This is a genomic window from Pseudomonas iridis (assembly GCF_017980685.1).
GTDB lineage: Bacteria > Pseudomonadota > Gammaproteobacteria > Pseudomonadales > Pseudomonadaceae > Aquipseudomonas > Aquipseudomonas iridis.
The window spans coordinates 28,037-54,401 of record NZ_JACXXO010000020.1 but is presented as its reverse complement, the minus strand read 5'-3'; the positions used below and the strand labels follow the sequence as shown (position 1 = coordinate 54,401).

General features: G+C 60.1%; 22 protein-coding genes. 10 read left to right on the top strand and 12 right to left on the bottom strand.

Annotated elements, in window-relative coordinates:
- Nucleotides 1–7 precede the first annotated feature (7 nt).
- The 5 genes from IEQ42_RS23995 to IEQ42_RS23975 form a co-directional block, all read right to left on the bottom strand.
- Nucleotides 8–1,135 (bottom strand): acyl-CoA dehydrogenase family protein, encoded by a 1,128-nt coding sequence (locus IEQ42_RS23995; protein ID WP_210705608.1) that lies wholly within the window; start codon nt 1,133–1,135, stop codon nt 8–10.
- 142 nt (nt 1,136–1,277) lie between these two features.
- On the bottom strand, nt 1,278–2,471 hold the full coding sequence (locus IEQ42_RS23990; protein ID WP_042559233.1) for an acetyl-CoA C-acyltransferase: 1,194 nt from the start codon (nt 2,469–2,471) through the stop codon (nt 1,278–1,280).
- Between the two features lie 12 nt (nt 2,472–2,483).
- Complete coding sequence (locus IEQ42_RS23985; RefSeq protein WP_210705605.1) at nt 2,484–3,245, bottom strand: SDR family NAD(P)-dependent oxidoreductase; 762 nt, start codon at nt 3,243–3,245, stop codon at nt 2,484–2,486.
- A 16-nt stretch (nt 3,246–3,261) separates the two neighbouring features.
- The gene (locus IEQ42_RS23980) at nt 3,262–4,926 is read right to left on the bottom strand and encodes an AMP-binding protein (RefSeq protein WP_210705603.1); all 1,665 of its coding nucleotides are present in this window, start codon (nt 4,924–4,926) and stop codon (nt 3,262–3,264) included.
- A gap of 248 nt (nt 4,927–5,174) precedes the next feature.
- Nucleotides 5,175–6,191 (bottom strand): AraC family transcriptional regulator, encoded by a 1,017-nt coding sequence (locus IEQ42_RS23975; RefSeq protein ID WP_210705687.1) that lies wholly within the window; start codon nt 6,189–6,191, stop codon nt 5,175–5,177.
- Nucleotides 6,192–6,497: 306 nt separating this feature from the next.
- Between IEQ42_RS23975 and efeU the strand changes: the two genes are divergently transcribed.
- Genes efeU through efeO (IEQ42_RS23955) form a run of 4 tightly spaced genes read left to right on the top strand, consistent with a single transcriptional unit; the run spans nt 6,498 to nt 10,713 of the window.
- Nucleotides 6,498–7,337, top strand: a complete 840-nt coding sequence (efeU, locus tag IEQ42_RS23970; protein ID WP_210705601.1) for an iron uptake transporter permease EfeU — start codon at nt 6,498–6,500, stop codon at nt 7,335–7,337.
- 8 nt (nt 7,338–7,345) lie between these two features.
- Nucleotides 7,346–8,545, top strand: a complete 1,200-nt coding sequence (gene efeO, locus IEQ42_RS23965; protein ID WP_210705599.1) for an iron uptake system protein EfeO — start codon at nt 7,346–7,348, stop codon at nt 8,543–8,545.
- A gap of 17 nt (nt 8,546–8,562) precedes the next feature.
- Nucleotides 8,563–9,861, top strand: a complete 1,299-nt coding sequence (gene efeB / locus IEQ42_RS23960) for an iron uptake transporter deferrochelatase/peroxidase subunit (RefSeq protein ID WP_210705598.1) — start codon at nt 8,563–8,565, stop codon at nt 9,859–9,861.
- A 27-nt stretch (nt 9,862–9,888) separates the two neighbouring features.
- On the top strand, nt 9,889–10,713 hold the full coding sequence (gene efeO / locus IEQ42_RS23955) for an iron uptake system protein EfeO (RefSeq protein WP_210705596.1): 825 nt from the start codon (nt 9,889–9,891) through the stop codon (nt 10,711–10,713).
- A gap of 151 nt (nt 10,714–10,864) precedes the next feature.
- Here the strand turns inward: efeO (IEQ42_RS23955) and pssA are convergent, their stop codons facing one another.
- Entirely contained in the window at nt 10,865–12,208 is a 1,344-nt protein-coding gene (gene pssA / locus IEQ42_RS23950) for a CDP-diacylglycerol--serine O-phosphatidyltransferase (protein ID WP_210705594.1), read from the bottom strand.
- Between the two features lie 215 nt (nt 12,209–12,423).
- On the opposite strand from pssA, the gene IEQ42_RS23945 reads away from it, so the two are divergent.
- From IEQ42_RS23945 to IEQ42_RS23925, 5 genes are all read left to right on the top strand, one after another.
- Entirely contained in the window at nt 12,424–12,987 is a 564-nt protein-coding gene (locus IEQ42_RS23945) for a TetR/AcrR family transcriptional regulator (protein ID WP_210705592.1), read from the top strand.
- A 55-nt stretch (nt 12,988–13,042) separates the two neighbouring features.
- A complete protein-coding gene (locus IEQ42_RS23940; protein ID WP_200616817.1) occupies nt 13,043–13,522 on the top strand; it encodes a nuclear transport factor 2 family protein in 480 nt (159 codons plus the stop codon).
- A 211-nt stretch (nt 13,523–13,733) separates the two neighbouring features.
- Nucleotides 13,734–14,591, top strand: a complete 858-nt coding sequence (locus IEQ42_RS23935) for an SDR family oxidoreductase (protein WP_210705590.1) — start codon at nt 13,734–13,736, stop codon at nt 14,589–14,591.
- A 107-nt stretch (nt 14,592–14,698) separates the two neighbouring features.
- Nucleotides 14,699–16,045, top strand: a complete 1,347-nt coding sequence (locus IEQ42_RS23930; RefSeq protein WP_210705588.1) for a cation:proton antiporter — start codon at nt 14,699–14,701, stop codon at nt 16,043–16,045.
- A 156-nt stretch (nt 16,046–16,201) separates the two neighbouring features.
- Nucleotides 16,202–16,498, top strand: coding sequence for a hypothetical protein (locus IEQ42_RS23925; protein ID WP_210705586.1), 297 nt, complete (start codon nt 16,202–16,204; stop codon nt 16,496–16,498).
- 191 nt (nt 16,499–16,689) lie between these two features.
- On the opposite strand, the gene IEQ42_RS23920 is transcribed toward IEQ42_RS23925, so the two are convergent.
- From IEQ42_RS23920 to IEQ42_RS23905, 4 genes are all read right to left on the bottom strand, one after another.
- The gene (locus IEQ42_RS23920) at nt 16,690–17,226 is read right to left on the bottom strand and encodes a hypothetical protein (RefSeq protein ID WP_047301155.1); all 537 of its coding nucleotides are present in this window, start codon (nt 17,224–17,226) and stop codon (nt 16,690–16,692) included.
- A 76-nt stretch (nt 17,227–17,302) separates the two neighbouring features.
- Nucleotides 17,303–19,222, bottom strand: a complete 1,920-nt coding sequence (locus IEQ42_RS23915; RefSeq protein ID WP_210705584.1) for a hybrid sensor histidine kinase/response regulator — start codon at nt 19,220–19,222, stop codon at nt 17,303–17,305.
- Nucleotides 19,223–19,227: 5 nt separating this feature from the next.
- A complete protein-coding gene (locus tag IEQ42_RS23910) occupies nt 19,228–21,546 on the bottom strand; it encodes an ATP-dependent DNA helicase (protein WP_210705582.1) in 2,319 nt (772 codons plus the stop codon).
- Nucleotides 21,543–23,195, bottom strand: coding sequence for a VRR-NUC domain-containing protein (locus tag IEQ42_RS23905; protein WP_210705580.1), 1,653 nt, complete (start codon nt 23,193–23,195; stop codon nt 21,543–21,545). Before IEQ42_RS23905 ends, IEQ42_RS23910 begins: the two co-directional genes overlap by 4 nt.
- A 194-nt stretch (nt 23,196–23,389) precedes the next feature.
- Between IEQ42_RS23905 and IEQ42_RS23900 the strand changes: the two genes are divergently transcribed.
- Nucleotides 23,390–23,614, top strand: a complete 225-nt coding sequence (locus IEQ42_RS23900; RefSeq protein ID WP_042562092.1) for a YgdI/YgdR family lipoprotein — start codon at nt 23,390–23,392, stop codon at nt 23,612–23,614.
- Between the two features lie 106 nt (nt 23,615–23,720).
- Here the strand turns inward: IEQ42_RS23900 and IEQ42_RS23895 are convergent, their stop codons facing one another.
- Complete coding sequence (locus IEQ42_RS23895) at nt 23,721–24,095, bottom strand: hypothetical protein (RefSeq protein WP_210705578.1); 375 nt, start codon at nt 24,093–24,095, stop codon at nt 23,721–23,723.
- Nucleotides 24,096–24,334: 239 nt separating this feature from the next.
- On the bottom strand, nt 24,335–26,188 hold the full coding sequence (locus IEQ42_RS23890; protein WP_210705685.1) for a polyurethane esterase: 1,854 nt from the start codon (nt 26,186–26,188) through the stop codon (nt 24,335–24,337).
- Between the last annotated feature and the right edge of the window lie 177 nt (nt 26,189–26,365).

Here is a 26,365-nt window from a genome sequence, read left to right as displayed (position 1 = left end):
TTCCTGGTCAAAGATTGCGCGAAATAACCATGCGCTGAATATCGCTGGTGCCTTCGTAGATCTGGCAGACGCGCACGTCGCGGTAGATGCGCTCCAGCGGGAAATCGTTGAGATAACCGTAACCGCCGAGCGTCTGCAAAGCCATCGAGCAGACTTTCTCGGCCATCTCCGAGGCGAACAGTTTGGCCATGGACGCTTCGACCAGCGCCGGTTGACCGCTGTCACGCAGCGCCGCGGCGTAATGCACCATTTGCCGGGCGACGGCGATTTGCGTCGCCATGTCGGCAAGACGGAAAGCAACCGCCTGATGCTCGATGATCGGCTTGCCAAAGGTGTCACGGTCACGGGCGTAATCGCGCGCCGCTTCGAATGCTGCACGGGCCATGCCCACCGATTGCGAGGCGATACCGACGCGGCCACCTTCGAGGTTGGCCAAGGCGATTTTGTAACCTTCGCCCTCCTCACCCAACCGGTTGGAGACCGGCACTTTGACGTCTTCGAAGAGAATCTGGCAAGTGTCCGAGGCGTGCTGGCCGAGCTTGTCTTCGACGCGGGCAACTTTGTAGCCCGGCGAGTCGGTCGGCACGATAAACGCGCTGATCCCGCGCTTGCCGGCACCTGGATCGGTCACCGCAAAGACGATCACGATCCCGGCGTTTTGCCCGGAGGTGATGAACTGTTTGCAGCCGTTCAGCACGTAATGATCGCCTTCCAGACGTGCGCGGGTCTTCAGGCTGCTGGCGTCGGAACCGGCCTGCGGTTCGGTCAGCGCAAAAGCCCCGAGCATGGCGCCGCTGGCCAACGGCTTGAGAAAACGCTCGCGTTGATCGTCGTTGCCGAACTTGAGGATCGGCACGCAGCCGACCGAGTTGTGCACGCTCATGATCGTCGAGCAGGCACCGTCGCCGGCGGCGATTTCTTCCAGCGCCATGGCGTAGGCCAGGTAACCGGTGTCGCAACCGCCCCACTGCTCCGGCACGAGCATGCCGAAAAAGCCCAGCTCGGCCATCTCGCCAATGGCTTCCTTGGGAAAGCGGTGCTCGCGATCCCACTCGGCGGCAAACGGTTTCAACCGTTCCTCGGCAAACTGCCGGGCCATGTCGCGGATCTGTTGTTGGTCTTCGTTGGGGATCATGGTGAGTCCTTAAATCCGGTTTGCTACGCAAAACCCTGTGGGAGCGGGCTTGCCCGCGATGAGGCCGTGTCAATCAAAATATTGGCTGTCTGCCCCACCGCCATCGCGGGCAAGCCCGCTCCCACAGGGTCAGGTGTCAACTTCAGTAAACGCATTCCACGGCCATGGCCGTTGCTTCACCGCCACCAATGCAGATGGCCGCGATGCCGCGTTTCAGATTGTTCTGGCGCAACGCCGAGAGCAACGTCACCAGAATCCGCGCACCCGACGCACCGATCGGATGGCCCAGCGCACAAGCACCGCCGTGGATGTTCAGCTTCTCGTGCGGGATATCGAGATGCTTCATCGCCGCCATCGCAACCACCGCAAATGCTTCGTTGACTTCAAACAGGTCAACCTCGGCCAGCGACCAACCGGTCTTTTTCACCAGTTTGTTGATCGCCCCGATCGGTGCCACCGGAAACAGGCCCGGAGTATCAGCGAACGCCGAGTGGCCGTGAATGACCGCCAGCGGTTTCAAACCAAGTTTCTGCGCCTGCGACTGACGCATCAGCACCAGCGCCGCTGCGCCGTCAGAAATCGAACTGGAGTTCGCCGCCGTCACCGTCCCGCCTTCGCGGAACGCCGGTTTCAGCGAAGCGACCTTGTCCAGTTTGGCTTTCGGCGGCTGTTCGTCATTGCTGATCAGCACCTGCTCTTTGCCGACGGTCACGGTCAGCGGGACGATTTCGTCCTTGAAGCGGCCGTCCTTGATCGCCTGTTGCGCGCGCGTGGTCGAGGCGATGGCGAAGGCGTCCTGCGCTTCACGGCTGAATTCATTGGTGTCGGCGCACTCCTCGGCGAAGGTACCCATCAGGCGCCCCTTGTCGTACGCGTCTTCGAGACCATCGAGGAACATCGAATCCAGCACCCGGCCGTGGCCCATGCGGTAACCGGCGCGGGCACGATCCAGCAGATACGGCGAGTTGGACATGCTTTCCATGCCGCCAGCGATCACCACATCGGCGCTGCCAGCGACCAGCATGTCGTGGGCCAGGATGGTGGTTTCCATGCCTGAGCCGCACATCTTGTTGACGGTGGTGCAACGGGTCGATTTATCCAGCCCGGCGCCGAGCGCTGCTTGCCGCGCCGGGGCCTGGCCGAGGCCCGCAGGCAATACGCAACCGAACAGCACTTCGTCGACCGCATCGCTGGCGACACCGGCGCGTTCAACCGCTGCCTTGATGGCGGCAGCGCCGAGTTGCGGCGCGGTGAGGCTTTTCAGTTCGCCCTGAAAGCCGCCCATCGGGGTGCGAACGGCGCTGACGATAACAATCGGATCGTTGGAAATAGTCATGACAAATCCTCCTTACCTGGCGGCCATGCGCAAGGCGCCGTCGAGACGGATCACCTCACCGTTGAGCATGCTGTTTTCGATGATATGCCGAACCAGCGCGGCGTACTCGGCAGGCTTGCCCAGACGCGGCGGGAACGGTACGCCGGCCGCCAGCGAGTCGCGGACTTCCGGGGTCATGCCGGCCATCATCGGCGTTTCAAAAATGCCCGGGGCGATGGTCATCACGCGGATGCCGAAGCGCGCCAGTTCACGGGCGGCCGGCAGGGTCAGACTGGCGATGGCGCCTTTTGACGCTGCATACGCGGCCTGACCAATCTGGCCGTCGAATGCCGCTACCGAGGCGGTGTTGATGATCACGCCGCGCTCGCCATCAGCATTGGCCTCGCTCTCGGCAATCGCCGCAGCGGCCAGGCGCAACATGTTGAAGCTGCCGACCAGGTTGACGTTGATCACCTGGGCGAAACTGGACAATACGTGCGGGCCGTTCTTGCCAAGGATCTTCTCGCCACGGACGATGCCGGCGCAGTTGACCAGACCATTCAGGCTGCCGAATGCAGTGACGGTCGCGTGTATGGCGGCTTCGGCGGCGGCTTCATTACTGATGTCAGCGACGACGCTTTGCGCACCCAGGCGTTGGGCCTGCGCGGCAACCGCTTCGGCGTTCATGTCCACCAGCATCACTTTGGCGCCGGCATTCACCAGCAATTCAGCGGTGGCTGCACCCAGGCCGGAAGCGCCGCCAGTGACGATAAAAACCTTGTTCTCGATCTGCATGACTGTTTCCTTCGATTCAAGCTGAAACGTTGTGCGCCGCGGCCTCTTGAGCCTTGGCGATTTCCTGGTTGCGCAAGATAAAGCGCTGCAATTTGCCGCTCGGGGTCTTGGGCAATTCGCTGACAAATTCGATTTCACGCGGGTACGAATGGGCGGCCAGACGTTTTCGTACGTGCTGGCGAAGTTCTTCGGCCAACTCTGGTGCCGCGCGGTATTGCGCGCTGAGCACCACGAAGGCTTTGACCAGTTCGGTGCGCTCCGGATCGGGTTTGCCGACCACCGCGGCCTCGACCACGGCCGGATGCTCGATCAATGCGCTTTCGACGTCGAATGGGCCGACGCGGTAGCCAGATGTGGTAATCACGTCGTCGCTGCGGCCGACGAAACTGATGCTGCCATCCGGGTTCAACTCCACCGTGTCGCCACTCAGGTAGTAATCGCCGACGAAGGCTTTGGTCGGTGCGCCTTCATAGCCGCCAAACCAGCACATCGGCGAGTTGGCACGGTCGATGGCGAGGATGCCTGGCTGGCCGACGCCCAGTTCCTTATGCTGCTCGTCGAGCACCACAATGCGATGACCCGGCGAGGCGAAACCGGCGGCGCCAGCGTGAACTGCATGGTCGAGGCCGTGGTGGTTACACAGCACCATGCCCAGTTCGGTCTGGCCGTAATGGTCGTGGATGACCACATCAAGGTTGTCAGCGAACCAGCGGATCACTTCCGGGTTCAGCGGTTCGCCCGCGCTGCTGACGATCCGCAGCTTGCCCTTGATTGACCTGGCGAACTCGTCACCGCCGGCAATCAGCAGACGATAGGCCGTCGGCGAACCGGTGAGGTTGGTGATCCCATACTTGTTGATCACCCGGCAGGTGCTTTCGAGGGTGAACGGGCCATCGTAGAACGTGATCGGATGCCCCATTGCCAACGGGCCGGTGACGCCGAAATAGATGCCATAGGCCCAACCCGGATCGGCGACGTTCCAGAATGCATCTTCCGGGCGCAGATCCACCGCATCACGGGTGTAACTCTGGAACGCGACGATCGCCTTGAGCGGTACCGACAGGGCTTTCGCCGGGCCGGTGGTGCCCGAGGTAAACATCAGCAGGAACGGGTCTTCGCCGCTCAGCAGCACGGGTTCGCAGACGTTGGAATAATTGGCCAGTTCAGCCCAGAAACTGAAATCGCCACGGACAATGCCCTGGCCCTTGGCGCCGCCGACCGTGACCAGCGTCGGGCAGTCGGCAACTTCAGCGAGTTTCGGCCGGTTGACGGCGTCGGTCACCACGACTTTGGCGCCGGAGCTGTTCAGTCGATGTTCGAGGGCCTTGGGCCCGAACGCGGTGAACAGCGGTTGATAGACCGCGCCGATACGCCAGGTGGCGAAAACGGTGATGAGCAATTCGATATTGCGTGGCAGCAGGCCGGCGACCTTGTCACCCTTGCGCACGCCTTGGGCGAGGAGGAAATTGGCGAATCGCGCGGCTTTGTCCTGCAAGTCGCTGAAGGTGTACGTCGCGCTGGCGCCGTCGCGGCCTTCCCAGAACAGCGCGATGCGCCCCGGCAATGCATGGCGGTCGCAACATTCGACGCAGGCGTTGAGCGCCTCAAGCGAGCCGCTGAGTGCGGCATCCACAGTGTGCTGATAGTTGAACTGTTCGGTGGCAGACAAGTAGTCGCGCATTGCCAGAATCCCTCTGTGTTTTTATTAGGCTGGGAACCGTAAACAACAGAGGGATAGTCGCGCTGTAAGGGGCTTGGGGCAATGGTCAAAGCCATCAAAGTGGCTGACTGGTTTGGCCAGGGTTCAAGAAATGTGCCGCCAGGATTGCCGCCTTCGCGAGCAGGCTCGCTCCCACATTTGAAATGCGTTCACCCTGTGGGAGCGAGCCTGCTCGCGAAGGGGCCAGATCAGCCAACATGGAATTCGGATCAGACGGCTTCGTTAAGGATCAGCGTCCGGTAATGCCCCGGATTTGACCCCGACCACTTGCGAAACGCCTTGTAGAACGAACTCGCATCGGCAAACCCCAAGCGGCTGGCGATCTCGACAAAGCTGATCGAAGGCTCGGCCAGCCAGACAATCGCCAGTTCCTTGCGCACGCTGTCCTTGAGGCCCTGATACGTCTGCCCTTCCTCGGCCAGGCGACGGCGCAACGTCGAGGCCGACATGCACAGTTGCTGGGCCAGCGCTTCAGTTTCCGGCCACTGCTCGGCAGGCAACTGACGCAAATCGTGTTTGATCCGGCTGGCCAGGCTCTGCGGGTCGCGGTACTTGACCAGAATGTTGGCCGGCGCGTGAGCCAGGAAGCGCTTGAGCTCCTCGGCGGAACGTTTGATCGGCAGATCGAGGCAATCGGCGGAAAAGATCATCCGCGTGCGTGGCCGATCAAAGCGCAGGTTGTCCGAGAACATCACCCGGTAGTCATCGGTAAAGTCCGGCGCCGGGCAGCGCAGTTCGATGGCCAGGATCGGAATCCGCCGCCCCGCCAGCCAGCAGGCCACGCCGTGGACGATCATCCAATAGGTGAAGTAGGTAAACGCGCGGCGTGGTTCCGGATCGTCTTCAAGCAGGACAATTTCCGCAAGACTCTGCTGATGCACCAGTTGCGCCGGCAGGCGCTCAAGCATCAACGACAGGAAACTCAGGCCCGTGCTCAAACCGGCTGCCAGCGTCGGTTGTGCCATGGCGCTGCGGCAAAGGAACTCCAGACTGCCGGACTTGAGCTTGCGCGGGTCCATGCCGAAGAACTCGTCATCCCCCCGCCGAGCCAACAGACGCCAGAGCTTTGCATATTGCGATGCCGGCACCCGGCCCTCGCCGGTTTCCAGCAAGGTCGGGGCAATGCCGACCTTGTTCAACAGTTCTTCCCTGGCCACGCCTGGGGCGCAACTTTGCAGCAGCGCTTCACGCACCAGTTGCACGGCGATGGTGTCTTTTTCCGACATGGAACGCGGCAGACCTTGTTGTTTTTGAGTGACGGGCATCTTACCGCAGCCACCCGCGCGTTGCTGGCCCGAAAACAATGCAAAACCCTGTGGGAGCGGGCTTGCCCGCGATTGCAATGGAACAGCTGGCATTTCTGTTGACTGACAGGACGCCATCGCGGGCAAGCCTGCTCCCACAGGGTTCTGTGCTGAACATAACGTCATGTTGTTCAGCTTGCGTTCAGGTTCTTGTCAATGATTGCCATATGAGAATGAGTGTCATTATGTTACAACTTAGCTTCCTATCTAAATCACCGCGGATACCGAATGCTCGTTCCCTTTCTGATCATGCTGCGCGAAGGCATTGAAGCCGCGTTGATCGTTGGCATTATCGCCAGCTACCTGCAACAGACCGGCCGCGGCGAATGGATGCCCGCCGTGTGGATCGGTGTTTTTCTCGCGGCAGCCCTGGCATTGCTGGTCGGCGGTGGTCTGGAACTGGTCAGCGCCGAATTCCCGCAAAAGCAGCAGGAACTGTTCGAAGGCGTAGTCGGGTTGGCGGCCGTGGCGATTCTCAGCTCGATGGTGTTCTGGATGCGCAAGGTCGCGCGGTCGATCAAGCATTCGCTGCACGCCTCGCTGGATCAGGCGCTGACCTCGTCCAGAAATCAGGTGATTGCGCTGATCGCCATGGTCTTCTTTGCCGTGGCGCGAGAGGGTCTGGAAACCGTGTTCTTTTTGCTCGCAGTGTTCCAGCAGAGCGAAGGCCCGAGCGCGCCGATTGGCGCCCTGCTCGGCCTGATTCTGGCGATCATCGTTGGCTTCCTCATCTACAGCGGCAGCATGCGCCTCAACCTCTCGGCATTTTTCAAGTGGACCGGGTTGTTCATTCTGGTCGTGGCCGCGGGAATTCTCGCCAATTCGGTGCAAGCCCTGCATGAAGCCGGCGTGTGGAATCACCTGCAAACCGTGCTCTTCGATTTCAGCGCGACGCTGCCGATGGATGGCCCGCTGGGCTCGGTGCTGGCCGGCATGTTCGGTTATCAGGATGCGCCGACGGTCAGCACCCTTGGCGCATACCTGATCTATCTGCTGCTGGCGCTGGCGATGTTCTTTCTGCCCGCGCCCAAGCCTGTCGCGCAATCGTCTTCTGCTTCCAGCCAATAAGGGCACTTATGTCAAAGCCTAATACTCCTCAGGCCTCGCCTCCCCGTGCCTTGCGTTGGGCGCTGGCCGGTTCGGTGATCGTGATGATCGCCGCCGGTGGCCTGTTCTGGTACGCCTCGAAAATGGCCGCGGCCAAGCGTCAGCACAACCACGATGAAGTGGTGGTCAACATTCATCCGGGCAATTGCCAGCCGAACGCCCTGACAGTCCCGGCCGGTCGCGCCAGTTTCCGCATCGTCAACCGCTCCGAACGGGCGGTGGAATGGGAAATCCTCGACGGCGTGCTGGTGGTCGAAGAGCGTGAAAACATCGCCCCGGGCCTGAGCCAGGTGATCAATGCCAACCTGCAACCCGGCGACTACGCCATCACTTGCGGCCTGCTGAGCAACCCGCGCGGCACCCTGCATGTGACACCGACCGCCGCTTCTGACGCCGCCTCGAAAGCCAAGCCGTCGATGGTGGCCTTTATCGGGCCGCTGTCGGAATTCCGTGTGTATCTGGCCAGCCAGGGCAGCGCGTTGATCAAAACCACCACCGCGCTCAATCAGGCGATTGCCAGCGGTGACTTGAGTCAGGCGCAGGCGTTGTACCTGCCGGCGCGGGCGGCGTATCAACGCTTGGCCCCAGCGGCTCAGCGACTGGCCGAACTGGACAACCGCATCAATGCGCGCGCCGATTACTTCGAGAAGCGCGAGCAGGATCCGGCGTTCGTCGGTTTCCACCGCATCGAATACGCGCTGTTCCAGCAACGCCAACTCGATGATCTCGCCGCCGTCGCCCAGCGTCTGGTGAGCGACGTCACCACGCTGAGACAGCAACTGCTCGCGCAATCGTTGCCACCCGAGCAACTGGTCAAGATCGTCGTGCGCAACCTCAACACCCTCGCCGACGTGCGTGCCGCCAGCGGTGAAGAAGAACGCTACAGCCACAGCGACCTCAACGGTTTCGCCGCCAATCTGCAAACCGCACACAAAGTGGTCGATCTGCTGCGGCCGATGCTGAGCAAGTCGGCGGCGGAACTGTTGCCGAAAATCGACCAGACGCTGGCCGGCTTCGACAACGAACTGAACAGCTACAAGGTCAAGGACGGCTACGCCAGCTACGACGCCATCAGCGGCGCGCAACGCAAGCAGATCGCCGACAAGGCTCAGGCTTTGGCCGACGTACTTGATGGCATCGATCCAGCCCTTGGCCTTTCCGGCCTGTAAGCAGAAGACCCGTACCGATGAAAGATTCAGAACAACTCAACCTGCAACGCCGCCGTGTACTGATGGGCATGGGCGCTGCCGGTGTCGCGCTGGCCGGATCAGCCCTGAGCTGCCCGGTTATGGCGGCTGCACCTGCGCAAGTCACCGAAGCACCTAGCAGCGACAAGACCGAAGACCGTCACGATTTCCACAGTGTGCATCAAACCGGCATCGTCACCCCTCGCCCGGCGTCGGGCATGTTGGTGGCGTTCGATGTGTTGGCCAGCGATCGCGAAGATCTCGAGCGACTGTTCCGCACGCTCAACGAGCGCATCGCCTTCCTGATGAAGGGCGGACCGGTCGCGCAGATCGATCCGAAACTGCCGCCGCCAGACTCCGGCATCCTCGGCCCGGTCGTCACCCCGGACAACCTGACCATCACCGTGTCGGTGGGCGAATCGCTGTTCGATGAGCGCTTCGGCCTGGCGGACGCCAAACCCAAGCGTCTGCAACGCATGGTCGGTTTCCCCAACGATGCGCTGGAGGCCGATTGCTGCCATGGCGACTTGAGTCTGCAGTTCTGCGCCAACACCGCCGACACCAACATCCACGCCCTGCGCGACATCGTCAAAAACCTGCCGGACCTGTTGCTGGTGCGCTGGAAACAGGAAGGCAGCGTGCCGCCGCAAGCCCCGGCCAAACCCGGTGTGCCGGCGCAATCGGCGCGCAACTTCCTGGGTTTCCGTGATGGCTCGGCCAACCCCGATTCCAACGACCATAAAGCCATGGATCGCCTGGTATGGGTGCAACCGGGCAGCGACGAACCGGCCTGGGCGGCGCACGGCAGTTATCAAGCGGTACGGATCATCCGCAACTTCGTCGAACGCTGGGATCGCACGCCGTTGCAGGAGCAGGAAAGCATTTTCGGTCGGACCAAGAACACCGGCGCGCCGATGGGCGGCCACCACGAAAGCGAGGTCCCGGATTACAGCAAAGACCCGGAAGGCAAGCTGACCAGGCTCGACGCGCACATTCGCCTGGCCAACCCGCGCACCGCCGCCAGCCAGGCCAACCTGATCCTGCGCCGACCGTTCAACTATTCCAATGGCGTCAACAAGAACGGCCAGCTCGACATGGGCCTGCTGTTCATCTGTTACCAGGCAGATCTGGAAAAAGGCTTCATTACCGTGCAGAACCGCCTCAACGGTGAACCGCTGGAGGAATACCTCAAACCGGTCGGCGGCGGTTACTTCTTCACCCTGCCGGGTGTGACGGGCGACAAAGACTTTATCGGGCGCTCGCTGCTCAACGCCACACAACCCAAAACAGCCGCATAAAACAACTTCAACACTGGAGCCGCCCCCATGAAAAAGACGCCACTCGCGTTATTGCTGACCCTCGGATTGCTCAACACCCCAATGTCGGCATTCGCCGCGACAGCACCGCTGGATCTGGTCGGTCCGGTGTCGGACTATAAGATCTACGTCACCGAACAACTCGATGAACTGGCCAGCCACACCCAGCAATTCACCGACGCCGTGAAGAAAGGCGACCTGGCGACCGAGCAAAAACTCTACGCACCGACCCGCGTCTTCTACGAGAAGATCGAGCCGATTGCCGAGCTGTTCAGTGACCTCGATGCGTCCATCGATTCTCGCGTCGATGACCACGAAAAAGGCGTAAAGGCTGAAGATTTCACCGGTTTCCACCGCATCGAATATTCACTGTTCGCGCAGAAAAGCACCCAGGGCCTTGATGCATTGGCGGATGGCTTGAACAAAGACGTGCAAGACCTGCAAACCCGCGTGGCCGGCCTGACCTTCCCGCCGGAAAAAGTGGTGGGCGGTGCGGCTGCGCTGCTGGAAGAAGTGGCCGCGACGAAGATTTCCGGTGAGGAAGATCGCTACAGCCACACCGACCTGTATGACTTTCAGGGCAACATCGATGGCGCGAAGAAAATCGTCGATTTGTTCCGCCCGCAGATCGAGCAGCAGGACAAGGCTTTCATAGCGAAAGTCGACAAGAACTTCGCCACCGTCAACAAGGTGCTGGCCAGGTACAAGACCCAGGATGGCGGGTTTGAGACGTATGACAAGGTCAAGGATAACGACCGCAAGGCGCTGGTCGGGCCGGTGAATACATTGGCGGAAGACCTTTCCACGTTGCGTGGGAAGTTGGGGCTGAATTAAGTTTTCCAGCGTCTGGGCTGGCCCCTTCGCGAGCAGGCTCGCTCCCACAGGGTTTTGGAGTGCTCACGGATTTTGTGAACACCCGCCAGACCTGTGGGAGCTGGCTTGCCAGCGATGACGTCAGCAGGCTCGCCGCATCATCCGGATCAAGTTACAGAATCCGGTAAAGCAACCGCTCAATCCGCACCCGACTTACGCGCTTGAGAAACTTCGCCACCCCGGCCGGGTATTCCGGCAAGGTCTCAAGGTCGTGGAAGCTGGAAATCCGCGAGGTATGGCCGAAGATCGCCTTCAGCTCCTGCGCTCGCGGGTCCACCCACTCGCCTTTGGGATCATCGATCAACAACGCATTTTCCAGGTCCAGGCGGAACGCCCGTGGATTAAGGTTGTTGCCGGTCAGCAGCGTGTAGCGCTGATCGATCCACATGCCCTTGAGGTGATAGGTGTTGTCGCCGTCACGCCACAGGTGCAGGTTCAACTGACCGCTGTCGATGCTGCGCTGATGGCGTTTGGCGAAGCGGCGCAGGCTGATCTCGTACAGGTACGGCAGCGCTGAGATCACCCTGAACGGCTCGCTCGGCGGGATGTAGAAGTCGTTGGCGGTCTTGTCGCCAACCACGATATCGATCTTCACGCCACGGGCCAGCGCGCGGTTGATCTCGCGGATCACCCCCAGCGGCAGGTTGAAGTAAGGCGTGCAAATGGTCAGCTGCTTTTGCGCACTGGCGATCAGTTCGAGAATCGCCCGGTTCAGCGGGTTGTTCTTGCCCACGCCCAGCAATGGACTGACCGACAAACCTTCTCTGGCGGTGCTGCCGGCACTGGTGTCGTACGCCGCGTGCTTGAGGCGGCTGCGCAGATCGCCGATATCGTTACGCAGGCTGCGGGTGGTCGGCAGATTCGGTAGGTCGAGACGATGCACCGCTTTGGATTCGATCAGGCCGTGTTTGACCAGGTGATGCATTGAGTCCGCCAGCTCAGGGCTCTGCAGGACGTGATAGCGGTCGAAACGGTACTTGTCGAACTTGTGCAGGTAAACGTTGTTAAGGCTGGCGCCGCTGTAGACCACGCAATCGTCGATCACGAAGCCCTTCAAATGCAGCACACCGAACAGTTCGCGGGTTTGCACCGGTACACCGTAGACCGGCACTTCGCTCTGGTGGGTGCGGGTCATTTCCTGATACCACGCCGAATTGCCCGGCTGCTTGCCGGCACCGATCAGCCCGCGCTGGGCGCGCAGCCAGTCGACCACCACGGCGATTTCCAGCTCGGGTCGCGCGAGTTTGGCGGCGTGCAAGGCATCAAGGATTTCCTGACCGGCTTCGTCTTGCTGCAAATACAGCGCAACGACATAGATGCGCTGGGTCGCCGCAGCGATTTTCTCCAGCAGGCAACGGCGGAACTCGGCGGCGCCGGACAAAATGGTCACGGCCTCGGCGGTCAGCGGAAAGCTGCGCAGTTTAGGCAGCAGAGAACGTTTGAAGAGCAACGGCATAGGGCTCGCAATGGGTCGAATCCGAAGAACCCGAGAGCTTACACCATCGATCCCTGTGGGTCTTGTGAGTGTCTGTAAAGAGATCGAAAGTTCGCGGCCTTCGGCAGCGCCTGCAAGGTATTCACAATCCCCGTGCAGGAGCTGCCGAAGGCTGCGATCTTTTGACTTTGAAAAATAACTTGCCAATGAAGAACGCCCGTTCTACTGTTCGCAACATGAACGAAATCAAAGACACCTCAACCCGCGACATCATTCTGGATGTCACCGAAAAGCTGATCTATAGAAGTGGCATCGCCGCCACGGGCATGGATCTTCTGGTGAAAACCGCCGGCGTCTCCAGAAAGAGCATCTACCGCTACTTCACCAATAAAGATGAGTTGGTGGCTGCCGCCCTTCAACGTCGCGATGTGCGCTGGATGCACTGGTACCGAAGCGCTGTCGATCAGGCCGAAACGCCGGCCGATCGCCTGCTCAACCTGTTTACCGTGCTCAAGGGCTGGTTCGCCTCCGAGGGCTTTCGCGGCTGCGCCTTCATCAACACCAGCGGCGAGACCGGCGACGCGCAAGATCCGGTGCGTCTGATCGCCAGGGAACATAAACAGAAGCTGCTCGACTACGTGTGCGAGCTGTGTACCGAACATGGCGCCAAGGATCCGCAGTTGCTGGCCAAACAGCTGCTGATCCTGATTGACGGCGCCATTACCGTAGCGCTTGTGATGGGTGATCACAGTGCCGCCGATAATGCGCAATGCATGGCGCGCAAGTTATTGGACCTGTAACGCCTTAATAGGCCAGACAAGTTGTTTAAACGTTGAATCTATCGGGAGACTGATCATGTCTACTGCAGCTCAGGTACGTCCGCCATTGCCACCCTTCAACCTTGAATCGGCCATCGAGAAAGTTCGCCTGGCCGAAGACGGCTGGAACTCCCGCGATCCCGAGAGGGTCTCGTTGGCCTACACCCTCGAGACGAAATGGCGCAACCGCGCCGAGTTCGCCAACAACCGCGAAGAGGCCAAAGCCTTCCTCACCCGTAAATGGGCGAAAGAGCTGGACTACCGACTGATCAAGGAACTCTGGGCCTACTCGGACACGCGCATTGCGGTGCGCTATGCCTACGAATGGCATGACGATTCCGGCAACTGGTTCCGCTCCTACGGGAACGAGAACTGGGAGTTCGACGACAACGGCCTGATGTTCCAGCGCTATGCCTGCATCAACGACCTGCCGATTCAGGAAAGCGAGCGCAAGTTCCACTGGCCGCTGGGCCGTCGCCCGGATGATCATCCGGGACTGTCGGCGCTTGGTCTGTAACCCGCTTCTGTAGGAGCTGCGGCACGCTGCGATCTTTTAATCTTGCTCTTAAAAAACAGATCAAAAGATCGCAGCCTCGTTTCACTCGACAGCTCCTACAGGGGGGCGGGGGTTTTGCTCAATGTAGAACCGTCAGCGCAAATCCGATCGAACTCATGGCAAACCTGCCGGGTCAACCGGCCATACCCGCCATGAGACTCGGAGACCCACGATGACCGATTATCCAAAACCACCCTTCCCTGCGCAGGCCCAATCCGTTCCCGGTTCGCAACGCAAAATGGAGCCGTATCCTGATTGCGGCGAGCAAAGTTACGTTGGCTCGGGCCGACTGGCCGGCAAGATCGCCCTGATCACTGGCGGCGACAGCGGTATCGGCCGCGCCGTGGCCATTGCCTTTGCCCGTGAAGGCGCTGACGTTGTCGTCGCTTACCTCGATGAACACGAAGACGCGAAGGAAACCGCACGCTGGGTCGAACAGGCCGGTCGCCAATGCCTGTTGCTGTCGGGCGACCTCGCGCAAAAGTCCCATTGCCAGGAACTGGTCGATCAAACCATTGAACGCTTCGGCCGCATCGACGTGCTGGTCAACAATGCCGCGTTCCAGATGACCCACGAAAACTTCGAAGACATCCCCGATGACGAATGGGTGATGACCTTCGACGTCAACATCACGGCGATTTTCCGCCTGTGTCAGGCAGCGATCAAACACATGCGCCCCGGTGCGTCGATCATCAATACCAGCTCAGTCAATTCGGACATGCCGAAGCCGAGCCTGCTGGCTTACGCCACCACCAAGGGTGCGATCGCCAACTTCACCGGTGGTCTGGCGCAGATGCTCGGGCCCAAGGAAATTCGCGTGAACTGCGTGGCGCCGGGGCCGATCTGGACGCCTCTGATCGTCTCGACCATGCCTGATGAAGAAGTGCAGAACTTCGGTGGCAATACCCCGCTGGGGCGTCCCGGCCAGCCGGTGGAGGTTGCGCCGATCTACGTTCTGCTGGCATCCGACGAAGCCAGCTACATCACCGGCCAACGCTATGGCGTCACGGGCGGCAAACCGATGCTCTGAGCATCGCCCCTGATCGGCCCCGGGGTCACTGGTAACCCCGGGGTTCTCACAACTCTGTAAGAGTTGCACCAACCCACCCACAAACCAGGCCGTACGAGAGATGAATCATGAGTTTTACCGTGTGGGTTGCCGTGCTCGGCGCCGTGTTGCTGACGCTGGCGCTGACCTCCTCCTATTTGCGCTGGATGCCGGTGACGACCTCGGCGGTGTGCTTGCTGCTGGGTGTTGCAATTGGCCCCAGTGGCCTGGATCTGCTGAAACTGTCGCTGGATGACGCCTCGTTGTGGATGGAGCACCTGACGGAAGTCGCGGTGCTCTTTTCGTTGTTTGTCTGCGGATTGAAACTGCGCCTGCCGCTAAGCGACAAGCGTTGGCGGATCGCGTTCGGCCTGGCCGGCCCGGTGATGGTACTGACCATCGCTGGCGTCTGCCTGTTGCTGCATTGGGGCTTTCAACTCGCGTGGGGGCCCTCGCTGCTGATCGGCGCGATTCTGGCGCCGACCGACCCCGTGCTCGCGGCGCTGGTCCAGGTCAACGACGCGAGGGACGTCGACAGCGTGCGCTTCGGCCTGTCCGGCGAGGCTGGGCTGAATGACGGCATCGCCTTTCCTTTTGTAATCCTAGGATTGCTATTACTGCAGGCCGATAGCAACAACGGACTCTGGCAGGACTGGTTCTTGGACAGCGTGTTATGGGCTGTACCCGCCGGGTTGTTGACCGGTTACTGGATGGGGCGTGGCATCGGCCGCGTGACGCTGTCATTACGTATCCATAACGAAGACAGCACTCTGAGCCCCAATGACTATCTGGCGCTGGCATTGATCGCGCTGGCCTATGTCATGGCCGAAGCCATCGGTGGCTATGGCTTTCTGTCGGTATTTGCTGCGGGACTGGGCCTGCGTCAGGTGGAAGTTCAATCCACCGGAGCCACTCAGCCGCCCGCCGAGCATCTGGTGCAACCGGTAGTCGGTCACCTGAATACGGAACCGCAGCATGCCGTGCATGGCGATACCGAACAGATGGAAGACAGTCAGGTTGCTGCCGGGATCATGATGGGTGACATGTTGTCGTTCGGTGGCCTGGTTGAACGGGCGATGGAAGTGTTTCTCGTCACACTGCTGGGTGTTGTGCTGATTGCACACTGGGACTGGCGGGCGTTACTGGTTGGTGGCGTGTTGTTCTGCCTGATTCGCCCGCTTTGTGTTGCGCTGATGCCGTGGGGTTCTTTGCTGCAGGGACGGCAACGTTTGCTGATCGGCTGGTTCGGCATTCGCGGGATCGGCAGCCTGTTCTATCTGTTTTATGCCTTGAATCATGGGCTGAGCGATTCGGTGGCCACGCTGTGTACCGACCTGACGCTGTCGATAGTGGCGCTGAGTATTTTGCTGCATGGCATCAGTACGCAACCGATCCTTGCGCGATATGAACAGCGCAAAAAGCGCTCCCGACAATAACTGCGGAATGTTCTGATGAAAAAAAATGGATCGCTCTGCAACTGCCGGCGGTCACAACCTTAACTCCCTGCCGCACCCTGCGACGGGGTACGGCAGGTTCGGTTCCCCTGCGGCATCGCGCCCTGAAAAGGAATCCCGATATTTAAGGTTACGGTCATGAAAGAATGCTCGACTCCTGCGCAAATCAAGGCTTGCAGGGCTTTGGCCCTGGAACGCAATCGTCAATTGTTCGAAGAAGCACACGCGCTGAATCGCGCGGCTCATCAGCTACTCGAAAGCGGGCAGCTGGATCTCGAACAGTTTGAGCACTATCGGGCTTTACGCCGAAAAGCCGATGTGAAGTTTGCCGATGCGATTGAGCATTTGTGCGTGCTGAACGAGGATTTCCCGCCGATTCCGATGTCGGTGCAGAATTCGCAGGGGTTGCGTCGGGAGTTGGAGACGGCGGAATAGGCTGAAAAAGCCCCCTCACCCTAGCCCTCTCCCCGAGGGAGAGGGGACTGACCGTGTTGTTCTCAGGCGTTACGCCGACGTGAGACACCGAGTCGAACTCAAGTTTTGAACACAACCAAGATCCGCTCCCTCTCCCTCTGGGAGAGGGCTGGGGTGAGGGGCTGTTGATCTTCGACTCTGGTAGCCAAAACCTAGCCCCCAGGATTCGTTACCTGAATAAACACCGCATAACTGCCCAGCATCATCCAGAACGTGGCAAAAATCCACGGCGTGCGCACCGAGAACAACAGCGATTTACGGTAGCCCTTGTGGCTCGACTCCGTCTCGCTGAACAGGGGTGATTCGTCGTACGCCAGACCCATCAAAGGCTCGCTGTGCAGCAAATGGCTCTGCTTGAAGTGCCAGTGGTCGATGATGTCGTACGCCGCGCGAATCCCAGGCCAGGCGTTGAGCGAGCTGAGCAGTCCCAACAGCGCCAGAAACGGTGGCACCACCAAGGTAAACAACTTGCCCCATTCCGGGTTGAGGTTGGACATGCACGAAGCAAAGGCAATCACCAGGAACGATTGCGCCGCCAGATAGGCATCGGTGCGATTGGCGAGGATGCTGGTTTCGTACTGGATTTCGCGCCTATAGAAGTCCAGACGTTCCTTGGGTGAGCCGAACATCTTGGCGTCATGTTCGGTCTGGATTTCTTCAGCGGTCGGGTGGGTCAATATGCGAGACACGAGACGCGGGCTCCGGGCAGGTAAAAAACTTAGAAACCCCCTGCCTCACACTAGTTCAGCCGAATATCCCCGAAGCTCATTTCATCGACAGGGCAATGATCTCCACAAGATTCAACTGCGTGAACGGTTTCGGCAGGCGCGGCAACTGCGCGGCGAAGCCTTCCAGGCGCTCGGCGTAACCGGTGGCCAGAATGATCGGCAGATCAGGTTTCAGCACCCGCACCGCGTGGGCCAGTTGCGCGCCGCTCATGTGCGGCATGGCCATGTCGGTAATCATCAGGTCGATGACCTCGCCTCGGTCGAACAGCGCCAGCGCCTCAGTGCCGGAGGTTGCGCTGACCACACGGTGACCGAGGTCTTCGAGCAGCAGACTGGTGCTGGTCAGCACCAACGAGTCGTCGTCCACCACCAACACGCTTAGCCGCGGCACAACGATCGGAGCGGCCGGCGGGAACAAGGCCTCCGCCGTCGCGCCCTCGCCGGCCACCGGAATCCACAGTTCGGCGGTAGTGCCGTTGGCCTTTTCACTTTTGAGGATAAAGCGGCCGCCGAGCTGTTCAATGAAGCCATGCACCATCGACAAACCCAGACCAGTGCCTTTGCCCACGCCTTTGGTGGTGAAAAACGGGTCGCGGGCCGAAGCGAGCGTCTGTGCGTCCATGCCTTCGCCGGTGTCAGTCATGCTCAGGCAAATGTAACGCCCCGCCGCCAATTCCGTATGACCGAGTTCAAGCACGACTTCGCGTTGCGCAGCAATGGTCACGCTGCCGCCCTCGGGCATGGCGTCGCGCGCGTTTGTAGCCAGGTTGAGCAGCGCCAATTCAAGCTGGTTGACGTCAGCCAACACCGGTTCCAGGTCTTCGGGAAAATCTGTATCGATGCGAATGCCCGGCCCCAGCGAACTGCGAAGCAGGCCGGTAATGCCTTGCACCAGTTGCGGTATGTCCACCGACTCGGTCTTGAGCTCCTGACGCCGGGCGAATGCCAGCATGCGCTGGGTCAGTGACACGCCGCGCAGAGCGCCCTGCGTGGCGTTTTCCAACAGGCGGTTGATTTTCGGGTCGTCGCCAATACGTTTCTGGACGATCTCCAGATTGCCGAGAATCACCGTCAGCAGGTTGTTGAAGTCATGCGCTATGCCGCCACTGAGCTGACCAATGGCCTGCATTTTCTGCGCCTGGGCCAGCGCCTCGCGGGTCTTTTCCAGCGACTGCTGGGCTTGATGGGCTTCGGTCACGTCGCGGGTGATTTTGGCAAAACCGAGCAACGTGCCGGTTTCACCGCGAATCGCATCGACCACCACGTGCGCCAGAAATTGCGTGCCGTCCTTGCGCACACGCCAGCTTCGACTCTCGAAGCGGCCTGTTTCGGTGGCTATCGCCAGCGCCCGCTGCGGCTCGCCGCGCTCGCGGTCCTCGGGGGTATAGAAAATCGAAAAATGCTGACCGATGATTTCTTCCGGCAGGTAACCTTTGATCCGCTGGGCGCCCTGGTTCCAGTTGCTCACCCGACCTTCGGGGCTGAGCATGTAGATCGCATAGTCGGTGACGCCCTGCACCAGCAGTCGGAACTGCTGCTCGCTTTGCTTGAGGGTTTCCTCGGCCATCTTGCGGTCGGTGAGGTCACGAGTGATCTTGGCGAAACCCAGCAGTTTGCCATTGGGGTCAATGATCGGGTCGATCACCACATGGGACCAGAAGTTGGTGCCGTCCTTGCGCACGCGCCAGCCTTCGCCTTCGAATCGCCCTTCGCGGATCGCCGTATCGAGTGCCCGTTGCGGCAATCCGGCTGCGCGATCATCGGCGGTATAAAACCGCGAAAAGTGCTGACCGAGAATTTCCGCCTCTTCATAACCCTTGAAGCGTTTGGCGCCGGAGTTCCAACTGGTGATGATGCCGTCGGGGTCGATCATGTAGATCGCATAGTCGACGACCGCATCGATCAGAAGCCTGAAACGCATCTCTTCGATCGCTGCAGACTTGTTGTTATCGCTCATCACACTCACCAGCCGTTGTCATGAACGGAAGTATGCGGCAATCCGGGGAATTGGGAAGCCGGCGCCTCATTATTGATCGCCCACCAGCGCGGCAGCAGTTGCTGGACGCGGCTCTCGGCAAAGCGGTCGTCGATCAGCATCACCACCCCGCGATCTTCGCGGGTGCGAATCACCCGGCCGGCGGCCTGCACCACTTTCTGCACGCCGGGATAGAGATAGGTGTAGTCGTAGCCGGCGCCAAAGATCGCCGCCATGCGCCGTTTCAGTTGTTCATTGACCGGGTTGAGCTGCGCCAGCCCGAGGGTGGCGATGAATGCGCCGATCAAGCGTGCGCCCGGCAAATCGATGCCTTCACCAAACGCACCGCCCAGCACCGCAAAGCCGACGCCCTGGCTGTCAGCGGTGAACTGATCGAGAAACGCCTGTCGCGCCCCTTCGACCATGCCCCGCGATTGCTGCCACAGGGTGATGTGCGGGTGCCGTTGGGCCAGCAACGTTGCCACTTGTTGCAGATAATCGAAGCTGCTGAAGAACGCCAGGTAGTTGCCCGGCCGCTCGCTGAACTGGCGGGCGATCAGCTCGACGATCGGTTCAAGCGATGCCTGGCGATGGTTGAAGCGCGTCGAGATGCGACTGACGATCTGCACCTGCAACTGCTCGGCGCTGAACGGCGATTCGACGTCGATCCACACGGTATCAAAGGGCGTACCGAGCAAGTCGGCGTAATAGTTGCGCGGGCTCAGGGTCGCGGAAAACAGCACGCAGCTGCGCGCAGCCTTCAGGCGTGGGCCGATGAACGCCGCTGGTACCACATTGCGCAAACACAGCTGCGACAGCGGACGTTTGCGGTCGAGGTCGCGCTTGCTGATGTCGAACAGGTAATGCGCGTCGTACAGCTCCGCCACCCGGCCAAATTGCAGCAAGTCGAAATAGAAGCTCTGCAAACCGCTGTCGAGACCTTGCGGATGGTCATTGAGGTAATCGCCAATCGCTGCGCAACACAGGGAAATCGCCTGCAAGAGCTTTTCCGGAGCTTTGTCGTAGGCCTGATAAGCCGCCAGTTGCGGCGCATGCAGCGCGTTCCATTCGCGATTGACCCGTTGCAGCGAATTCTTCAGCGGTGCGGGTGCGGTTTTGCGCACGGTGCCCAGCGTGGACTGATCGAGACTGGCGCTGTACATCTGCCGGCCACGCTCGACGAGGTTGTGCGCCTCGTCTGCCAGCACCGCGACTTTCCACTGATTGAGCTGCGCCAGGCCGAACAGCAATGCGCTGAAATCGAAGTAATAGTTGTAGTCGGCGATCACCACGTCAGCCCAGCGCGCCATCTCCTGACTCAGGTAATACGGACACACCGTATGCTGCGCGGCGACTTCACGCATCGCGGCTTGATCGAGCAGGTTGATGCGACTGGCCGCTTCGCGGGCGGCGGGCAAGCGGTCATAAAAGCCCTGGGCCAACGGGCAGGATTCGCCGTGGCATGCCTTGTCCGGGTGTTCGCAGGCTTTGTCCCGCGCGACCATCTCCAACACGCGCAACGGCAAGGTTGCCGATTGGTCGAACAACACCTGGCTGGCGTCCAGCGCCAGTTTGCGCCCGGGTGTCTTGGCGGTGAGGAAGAACACCTTGTCCAGTTGCTGCGGCGCCAGAGCCTTGAGCATCGGAAACAGTGTGCCGAGGGTTTTGCCGATCCCGGTCGGGGCCTGCGCCATCAGACAGCGACCGGTGCTGATCGCCTTGAACACCGATTCGGCCAGATGGCGCTGACCGGGACGGAAGTCTGCATGGGGAAAGGCCAGTTGCTGCGCGGCCAGATTGCGCGCCTCGCGGTGGGCCATTTCCTGTTCGGCCCAGTACAGAAACAGGCTGCATTGCTGCTCGAAAAAACCCTGCAAGGCCTCGACGCTGAACGCTTCAACCAGACAGGTTTCCTTCTCGCTGACGATGTCGAAATACACCAGCGCCACGTTGATCTGCGCAAGATCAAGTTTGCGGCACATCAGCCAGCCGTAGACCTTCGCCTGCGCCCAGTGCAACTGCCGATGATTGGCCGGTTGCTTGCTCAGGTCGCCCCGGTAGGTTTTGACTTCCTCCAGGCAGTTCTGCGCCGGATCGTAGCCATCTGCCCTGCCCTTGACCTTCAGTTGGCGGAACGTGCCTTCCAGCGCCACTTCGCTCTGGTAGTTGTCACTGCGCCGCGAGGCCACGGTGCGATGGCCGGCAATGCCTTCGAGTGCCGTCGGTGAGGGCGTGAAGCGCAAGTCGAGATCGCCAGTCTTGGCGGTGAACTCGCACAGCGCCCGCACAGCAATGCTGTAGCTCAAGCGCTCTGCTCCGCCCATTGCACGTAACACACGGCCACTGGCATCTGATGTTCATGGCAGAACTCCAGCCAACGCAGCTGGTTGTCCTGCAAGCGATCACCCGGGCCTTTGACTTCGATCATCCGGTAGGTTTTGTGCTGCGGCCAGAACTGGATCAGGTCGGGCATCCCGGCGCGGTTGGCCTTGATGTCGAGCAGCAAGCGGCTGAACCAGTGTTTGAGGTGGGCCGCGGGCAAACAGGCCAGCGCTTGCTCCAGCAGCGTTTCATTCAACGCGCCCCAGAACACAAACGGCGACTGCACACCCCACTTGGCGACGAATCGCTGGCGGATGGTATCGGCATAACGACCGTCATCCAGCTCGGTGAGACAGGCCTGGAACAGCTCGGCGCGGCGTTGCTGAAAGTCTTCATTGAGCAGATCAACCGGCCCCCGCTGGAATGGGTGAAAGAACGCCCCCGGCAGCGGCGCGAAAATCGCCGGCCAGCACAACAGGCCGAACAACGAGTTGATCAGGCTGTTTTCCACGTAGTGCACCGGGCCCTCGTCGTCGTGCAGATGCGCCTGCACATGAAACTCCACAGACCGCGCCGGATCGGTGCGCGGCAAGTGCAGATCGAGACGCTCCACCGGTCGCGGTGCCAGCCGTTTGAGCGGCGGGCCACCGAGTTTGCGCCGCAGTCGGGGCAGGATGCGTTGCAGGCCTTGCTGTTCGGTCGCGCTTTGCGGCGCCTGTTCAGCCAGCGTGCCGAGTTCCAGCGCCAAGCCGTATTCGCCACAGCGCTCCAAGACCCGGATCATGCGTAATCGTGCACCGGGATAGGCGCACGTCCGGTAAATATCCAGAGCCAGGGCAAACTCGCTGATGCGCTCGCAATACTGGGCGATCTGAAACAACACCTTGGCGCGTCGACGTTCCAGCCACGGGTTGTCGAAATGCAAGGCGCTGACCTGCTCAACAATGGTTTCCAGCGGCTCACCCGCCTCGAAACGCATTTGGCATTGGTGCAGAAACAGGCAGGCATCGACGTCTTCACGGGTGCGCAAACCACGGGAATCGGCGCAGAACTCGACTTTTTCATAGGTGAAGATGCCGAGGTCGGCCAGCACGAATTCCGACCAGTCCTGATACAGGTTGCCGAAGAACATCAACCGCAAGCGGTCGCACAGCTCCATGATGGTCAGGCTGAACAGGCGATCCTGCAGCGCCGGCGCCCAGTCACGCAGCGTGCGCGCATCAGTGAACTGCTCGGCCAATGCAGGCAGCCAATCGTCCTTGCGCCCCTTGGGCTGCTCGATGAAAGCGCCGAAGGCTTGCAGGATTTCGGCTTTGAGCAGTACGTCGAACAGCTCTGTGATCGCCAGCGCTGCATGCTCGTCGATCCAGCCCTGCTCCAGCAGCGGATGCGCCGCTTGGCCAATGTCACCGATTTCCGGGTAGTTGAGTTTGCCAGCACGAAAATGCGCACCCTTACGCATCACCAACCGCACCAGCAAACCCTGCGAAGCACGCGGCAACGCCTTGAAGTCACGCAGGAACGCATGCTCTGCTTCACCCATCACATCGGCATAGCGAAGCTCAAGCCATTCAAGCACTTGCCGGAAGTTGTTGAGGTAATAGAACGGATCGTCGAGTGGATTGGCAGTCACGGGAATTCTGGGCCACGGGGAGCGAATACTGGTTATGCGTACAGATACCAGCTCTGCCCCGCCCGGCGCAAACGGAAAAGGATCAATGGCATTTTTTCGCCGGCCTATCGAACTTTTTCTGGTTGAATGGCACCAACCGCGTTAGAACACCGACATCGTTCGGAATCACATGGATTAAGGAATTAGAGATGGGTATGAAAATCAAGACTCTGGGCATCCCCCTCGCGGTAGCGACCTTGCTGACACTGGCCGGTTGCGCAAGCCCGACCGTGGTCACCCTGCAGAACGGCACCCAGTATCTGACCAAGGACATGCCGAAGACCGAAACCGAGGACGGCTTCTATGAGTTCGAGGATATTTCCGGTGCCAAGGTGAAAGTACGCGCGGCTGAAGTGGCTACCGTGCGCGAAGAAGACTGACGAAACACGACCTGTGTAGGAGCTGCCGAAGGCTGCGATCTTTTGATCTTTTTTTCAAGATCAAAAGATCGCAGCCTTCGGCAGCTCCTACAGGGGATTCGCGGTGTTATTGATCCAGGGTCATGCCGGGGATCGTGTCGTCGCAACGCAAATACTGCCCACCACGCCGGGCCAGTTCGCCCTGCAAACGCTGGCAACGTTCCTGATCCTGCTGAGCCATGCGGTCGATGCTCAGGTTGCCGGTGGTCTGCGGCTGCTTGCCGTCACCCAGGCGAATGGTCACGAAGGGCTGTTCGGGCTGGATCTGAAAACGGCTTTTCTCTTCGACCGGCTCAACCACTTCGGTTTTCGCCGGGCTCGGCAATTCATCGGTAGTTATGCCGTAACGGCTCAGAATCGAGCTTTGAGGCAGATCGGCCCAGGCGTTGGCCGATAACAGCGCCAGTCCCACAATTCCGACATACCCTTTGAAACCTTTCACGTTTGAATCTCCTGTGTTCAGTGGCGGCTGGCTATAGAACGTGTGCGCACGTGCTGGCTTTAGGCCGCTTTTCCTGTTTTGCACAGGTTGAGATTCAGGTAATGGCCATCGAGTCACTTCTGATACCGCGTTATCGTTCTTCGCGAGCAGGCTCGCTCCCACACTGGTCCTGGTCGACGCAAATCCACTGTGGGAGCGAGCCTGCTCGCGAAAGCGTCCTTACCGACGCCCCATCAACATCAGGCGATCACAATGCCATCGCCACTCAGGCTGTTCAGCGACACCCCCACCAATGTCACCGAATCACTGCCAAACGACAGCACCGTATCCTGCCCAACCGTTGAAGCATGAGCACGGAAGTCATCGCTGGGCAAAACACCCTGCACCCCAAGAAACACCAGTTTGTCGTTGGCGGTAAAACCCACCACCCGATCCTGTCCGAACGCGCCGTTGAACAGGAACGTGTCCGCCCCGCCACCCGACGTCATCAGGTCATTGCCCGCGCCACCAACAAGCACGTCGTTGCCCGCGCCGCCAATCAGATGATCGTTGCCATCGAGCCCGAACAACCAGTCACCGTTGGCATGCGCCTTGAGCGTATCGGCGCCGTGGGTGCCCTTCACGCTGGATTCGTACGCCGTCACATTGCTGCCAGCCTTCAAACCGCTGGCCGTGACGCTGTGGGTCACATCGTCCTTGAACAGCCCCCAGAGAAAGCCGGGCTCCTTGGTGACGATGCTGCCGATGTCGCGGGTAATGCTGATCCCGCCATTGCCATCGCGGATGTATAGATTGCCCGCGCCGTCATTGGCGAAATCGAAGGTGTTTACCGATTTCTGCAAGTCGAGGGTGTTACTGCCCTGCCCGCCGAGGATGACGTTATAGCCGCCGCCATCACGAAAGGTGTCGTTACCGGCGCGACCTTCGAGGTAGTCATGGCCACTACCGCCCTGGATCAGGTCGTTGCCGTCGCTGCCGATGATGAACGTGCTGCCCTTGTGGGTTTCGGCGTTGCGGTTGAGGTCCTGCACCCAGGTGTTGGCCCGCGCGGGGTCCGACAGGTTGGCGACGATGATCGTCGAGTCCTTGCTGGTCAGGTCGTAGAACTTCGACTCGATCACCCGGTTCATGCCCTCGCCATATGCAGTCGGCAAGTGCGAGATCCAGGCTGGAATATTCAGGATCGAATACGGCAGCACATTCCAGGCGTTAGAGGCGTAGTGATCGTTGAAGCTGACGATGTTGTCGGTGGCTGATTCCTTGAGCGCATCGTGCACGCCAATCGACGCGCCGGTGAAGGTCGAGCCATCAAGCGCGCGGAACACCGGATCATTTTCGTAGCCAACGTTGAGCACCTTGTCGGTGCTGCTCTGGGTTGGCGAGGCGTAGGCGATGTAGTTGGAGTCATTGAAGAAGCCACCCCACTTGCCGCCGCTCAAGTCCGCCATGCTGTTGACGGCCAATCCACCGAGGCTGTGACCGCTGACCAGCACGTCTTTGCCGCTGAGGCCGTTTGCCGTGGCGAACGCGACCACGTCATTGAGCAGATTGCCGAAGGCTTCACCGACGTAATTCTTCGCGTAGTCATTGGGACCGAAGGCCGCCAGCAGGTCGTTGATCACGTCGCCGATGGAGTCGAGGATCAGGTTTTCTCGCGGGCCGCTGGTGCCGCGAAAGGCAATGCCCAGTTCAGTAAGATGGCCTTGGGCGTCGTACTTTCCGAGGATTTCCACCTGGGCGCTGGTGTAACCGGCCTTTTCGCCAAAGAAGGTTCCGCGCGCGTCAGTCTTGCCGTCATAGCCCAATTGCGCAGCAGTGATCGGCGTCCAACCGGCCTTTTGCACTGCTTCGAGGGCAAGTTTTTCTGAATCGGGATTCCACGGGATACCGGGGATGACGCCTTGCGAATCACTGCCGCCAATCAGCGCGGTAACCAGCGTGGCCGGCAGACCGAGGCCGAAACCGTTGTGCTGATAACCGCTGGAAAAGCCGTTATCGAGGTTGTGATAGGAATACAGCGTGATGGCCATGGCGTCACTGAACAACGCCTTGGAATCGGCTGTACCGAAGTTTTTGTAGTCATACACACCCATTGCCATTGCCTCTCTTTTTGTTGGAATTGTCAGAGATAGCTCACAGCCGGGGCGCCCCTTGCGGAACGCCGCGGAGCATTTCAAAACTACTTGCTGCTTTTACTGTGGGAGCGAGCCTGCTCGCGAAGAAGCAGTGTCAGTCAACACTTGTATTGCTGACACACCGCTTTCGCGAGC

What these genes read in the sequence shown, in the direction of transcription:
- IEQ42_RS23985 (WP_210705605.1), bottom strand. Translation starts at nt 3,245, where the DNA reads ATGCAGATCGAGAACAAGGTTTTTATCGTCACTGGCGGCGCTTCCGGC.
- IEQ42_RS23900 (WP_042562092.1), top strand. Translation starts at nt 23,390, where the DNA reads ATGAAAATCAAGACTCTGGGCATCCCCCTCGCGGTAGCGACCTTGCTG.
- IEQ42_RS23925 (WP_210705586.1), top strand. Translation starts at nt 16,202, where the DNA reads ATGAAAGAATGCTCGACTCCTGCGCAAATCAAGGCTTGCAGGGCTTTG.
- IEQ42_RS23930 (WP_210705588.1), top strand. Translation starts at nt 14,699, where the DNA reads ATGAGTTTTACCGTGTGGGTTGCCGTGCTCGGCGCCGTGTTGCTGACG.
- IEQ42_RS23995 (WP_210705608.1), bottom strand. Translation starts at nt 1,135, where the DNA reads ATGATCCCCAACGAAGACCAACAACAGATCCGCGACATGGCCCGGCAG.
- IEQ42_RS23915 (WP_210705584.1), bottom strand. Translation starts at nt 19,222, where the DNA reads ATGAGCGATAACAACAAGTCTGCAGCGATCGAAGAGATGCGTTTCAGG.
- efeO (WP_210705599.1), top strand. Translation starts at nt 7,346, where the DNA reads ATGTCAAAGCCTAATACTCCTCAGGCCTCGCCTCCCCGTGCCTTGCGT.
- IEQ42_RS23980 (WP_210705603.1), bottom strand. Translation starts at nt 4,926, where the DNA reads ATGCGCGACTACTTGTCTGCCACCGAACAGTTCAACTATCAGCACACT.
- efeO (WP_210705596.1), top strand. Translation starts at nt 9,889, where the DNA reads ATGAAAAAGACGCCACTCGCGTTATTGCTGACCCTCGGATTGCTCAAC.
- IEQ42_RS23945 (WP_210705592.1), top strand. Translation starts at nt 12,424, where the DNA reads ATGAACGAAATCAAAGACACCTCAACCCGCGACATCATTCTGGATGTC.
- IEQ42_RS23940 (WP_200616817.1), top strand. Translation starts at nt 13,043, where the DNA reads ATGTCTACTGCAGCTCAGGTACGTCCGCCATTGCCACCCTTCAACCTT.
- IEQ42_RS23990 (WP_042559233.1), bottom strand. Translation starts at nt 2,471, where the DNA reads ATGACTATTTCCAACGATCCGATTGTTATCGTCAGCGCCGTTCGCACC.
- IEQ42_RS23890 (WP_210705685.1), bottom strand. Translation starts at nt 26,188, where the DNA reads ATGGGTGTGTATGACTACAAAAACTTCGGTACAGCCGATTCCAAGGCG.
- pssA (WP_210705594.1), bottom strand. Translation starts at nt 12,208, where the DNA reads ATGCCGTTGCTCTTCAAACGTTCTCTGCTGCCTAAACTGCGCAGCTTT.
- IEQ42_RS23975 (WP_210705687.1), bottom strand. Translation starts at nt 6,191, where the DNA reads ATGTCGGAAAAAGACACCATCGCCGTGCAACTGGTGCGTGAAGCGCTG.
- efeB (WP_210705598.1), top strand. Translation starts at nt 8,563, where the DNA reads ATGAAAGATTCAGAACAACTCAACCTGCAACGCCGCCGTGTACTGATG.
- efeU (WP_210705601.1), top strand. Translation starts at nt 6,498, where the DNA reads ATGCTCGTTCCCTTTCTGATCATGCTGCGCGAAGGCATTGAAGCCGCG.
- IEQ42_RS23935 (WP_210705590.1), top strand. Translation starts at nt 13,734, where the DNA reads ATGACCGATTATCCAAAACCACCCTTCCCTGCGCAGGCCCAATCCGTT.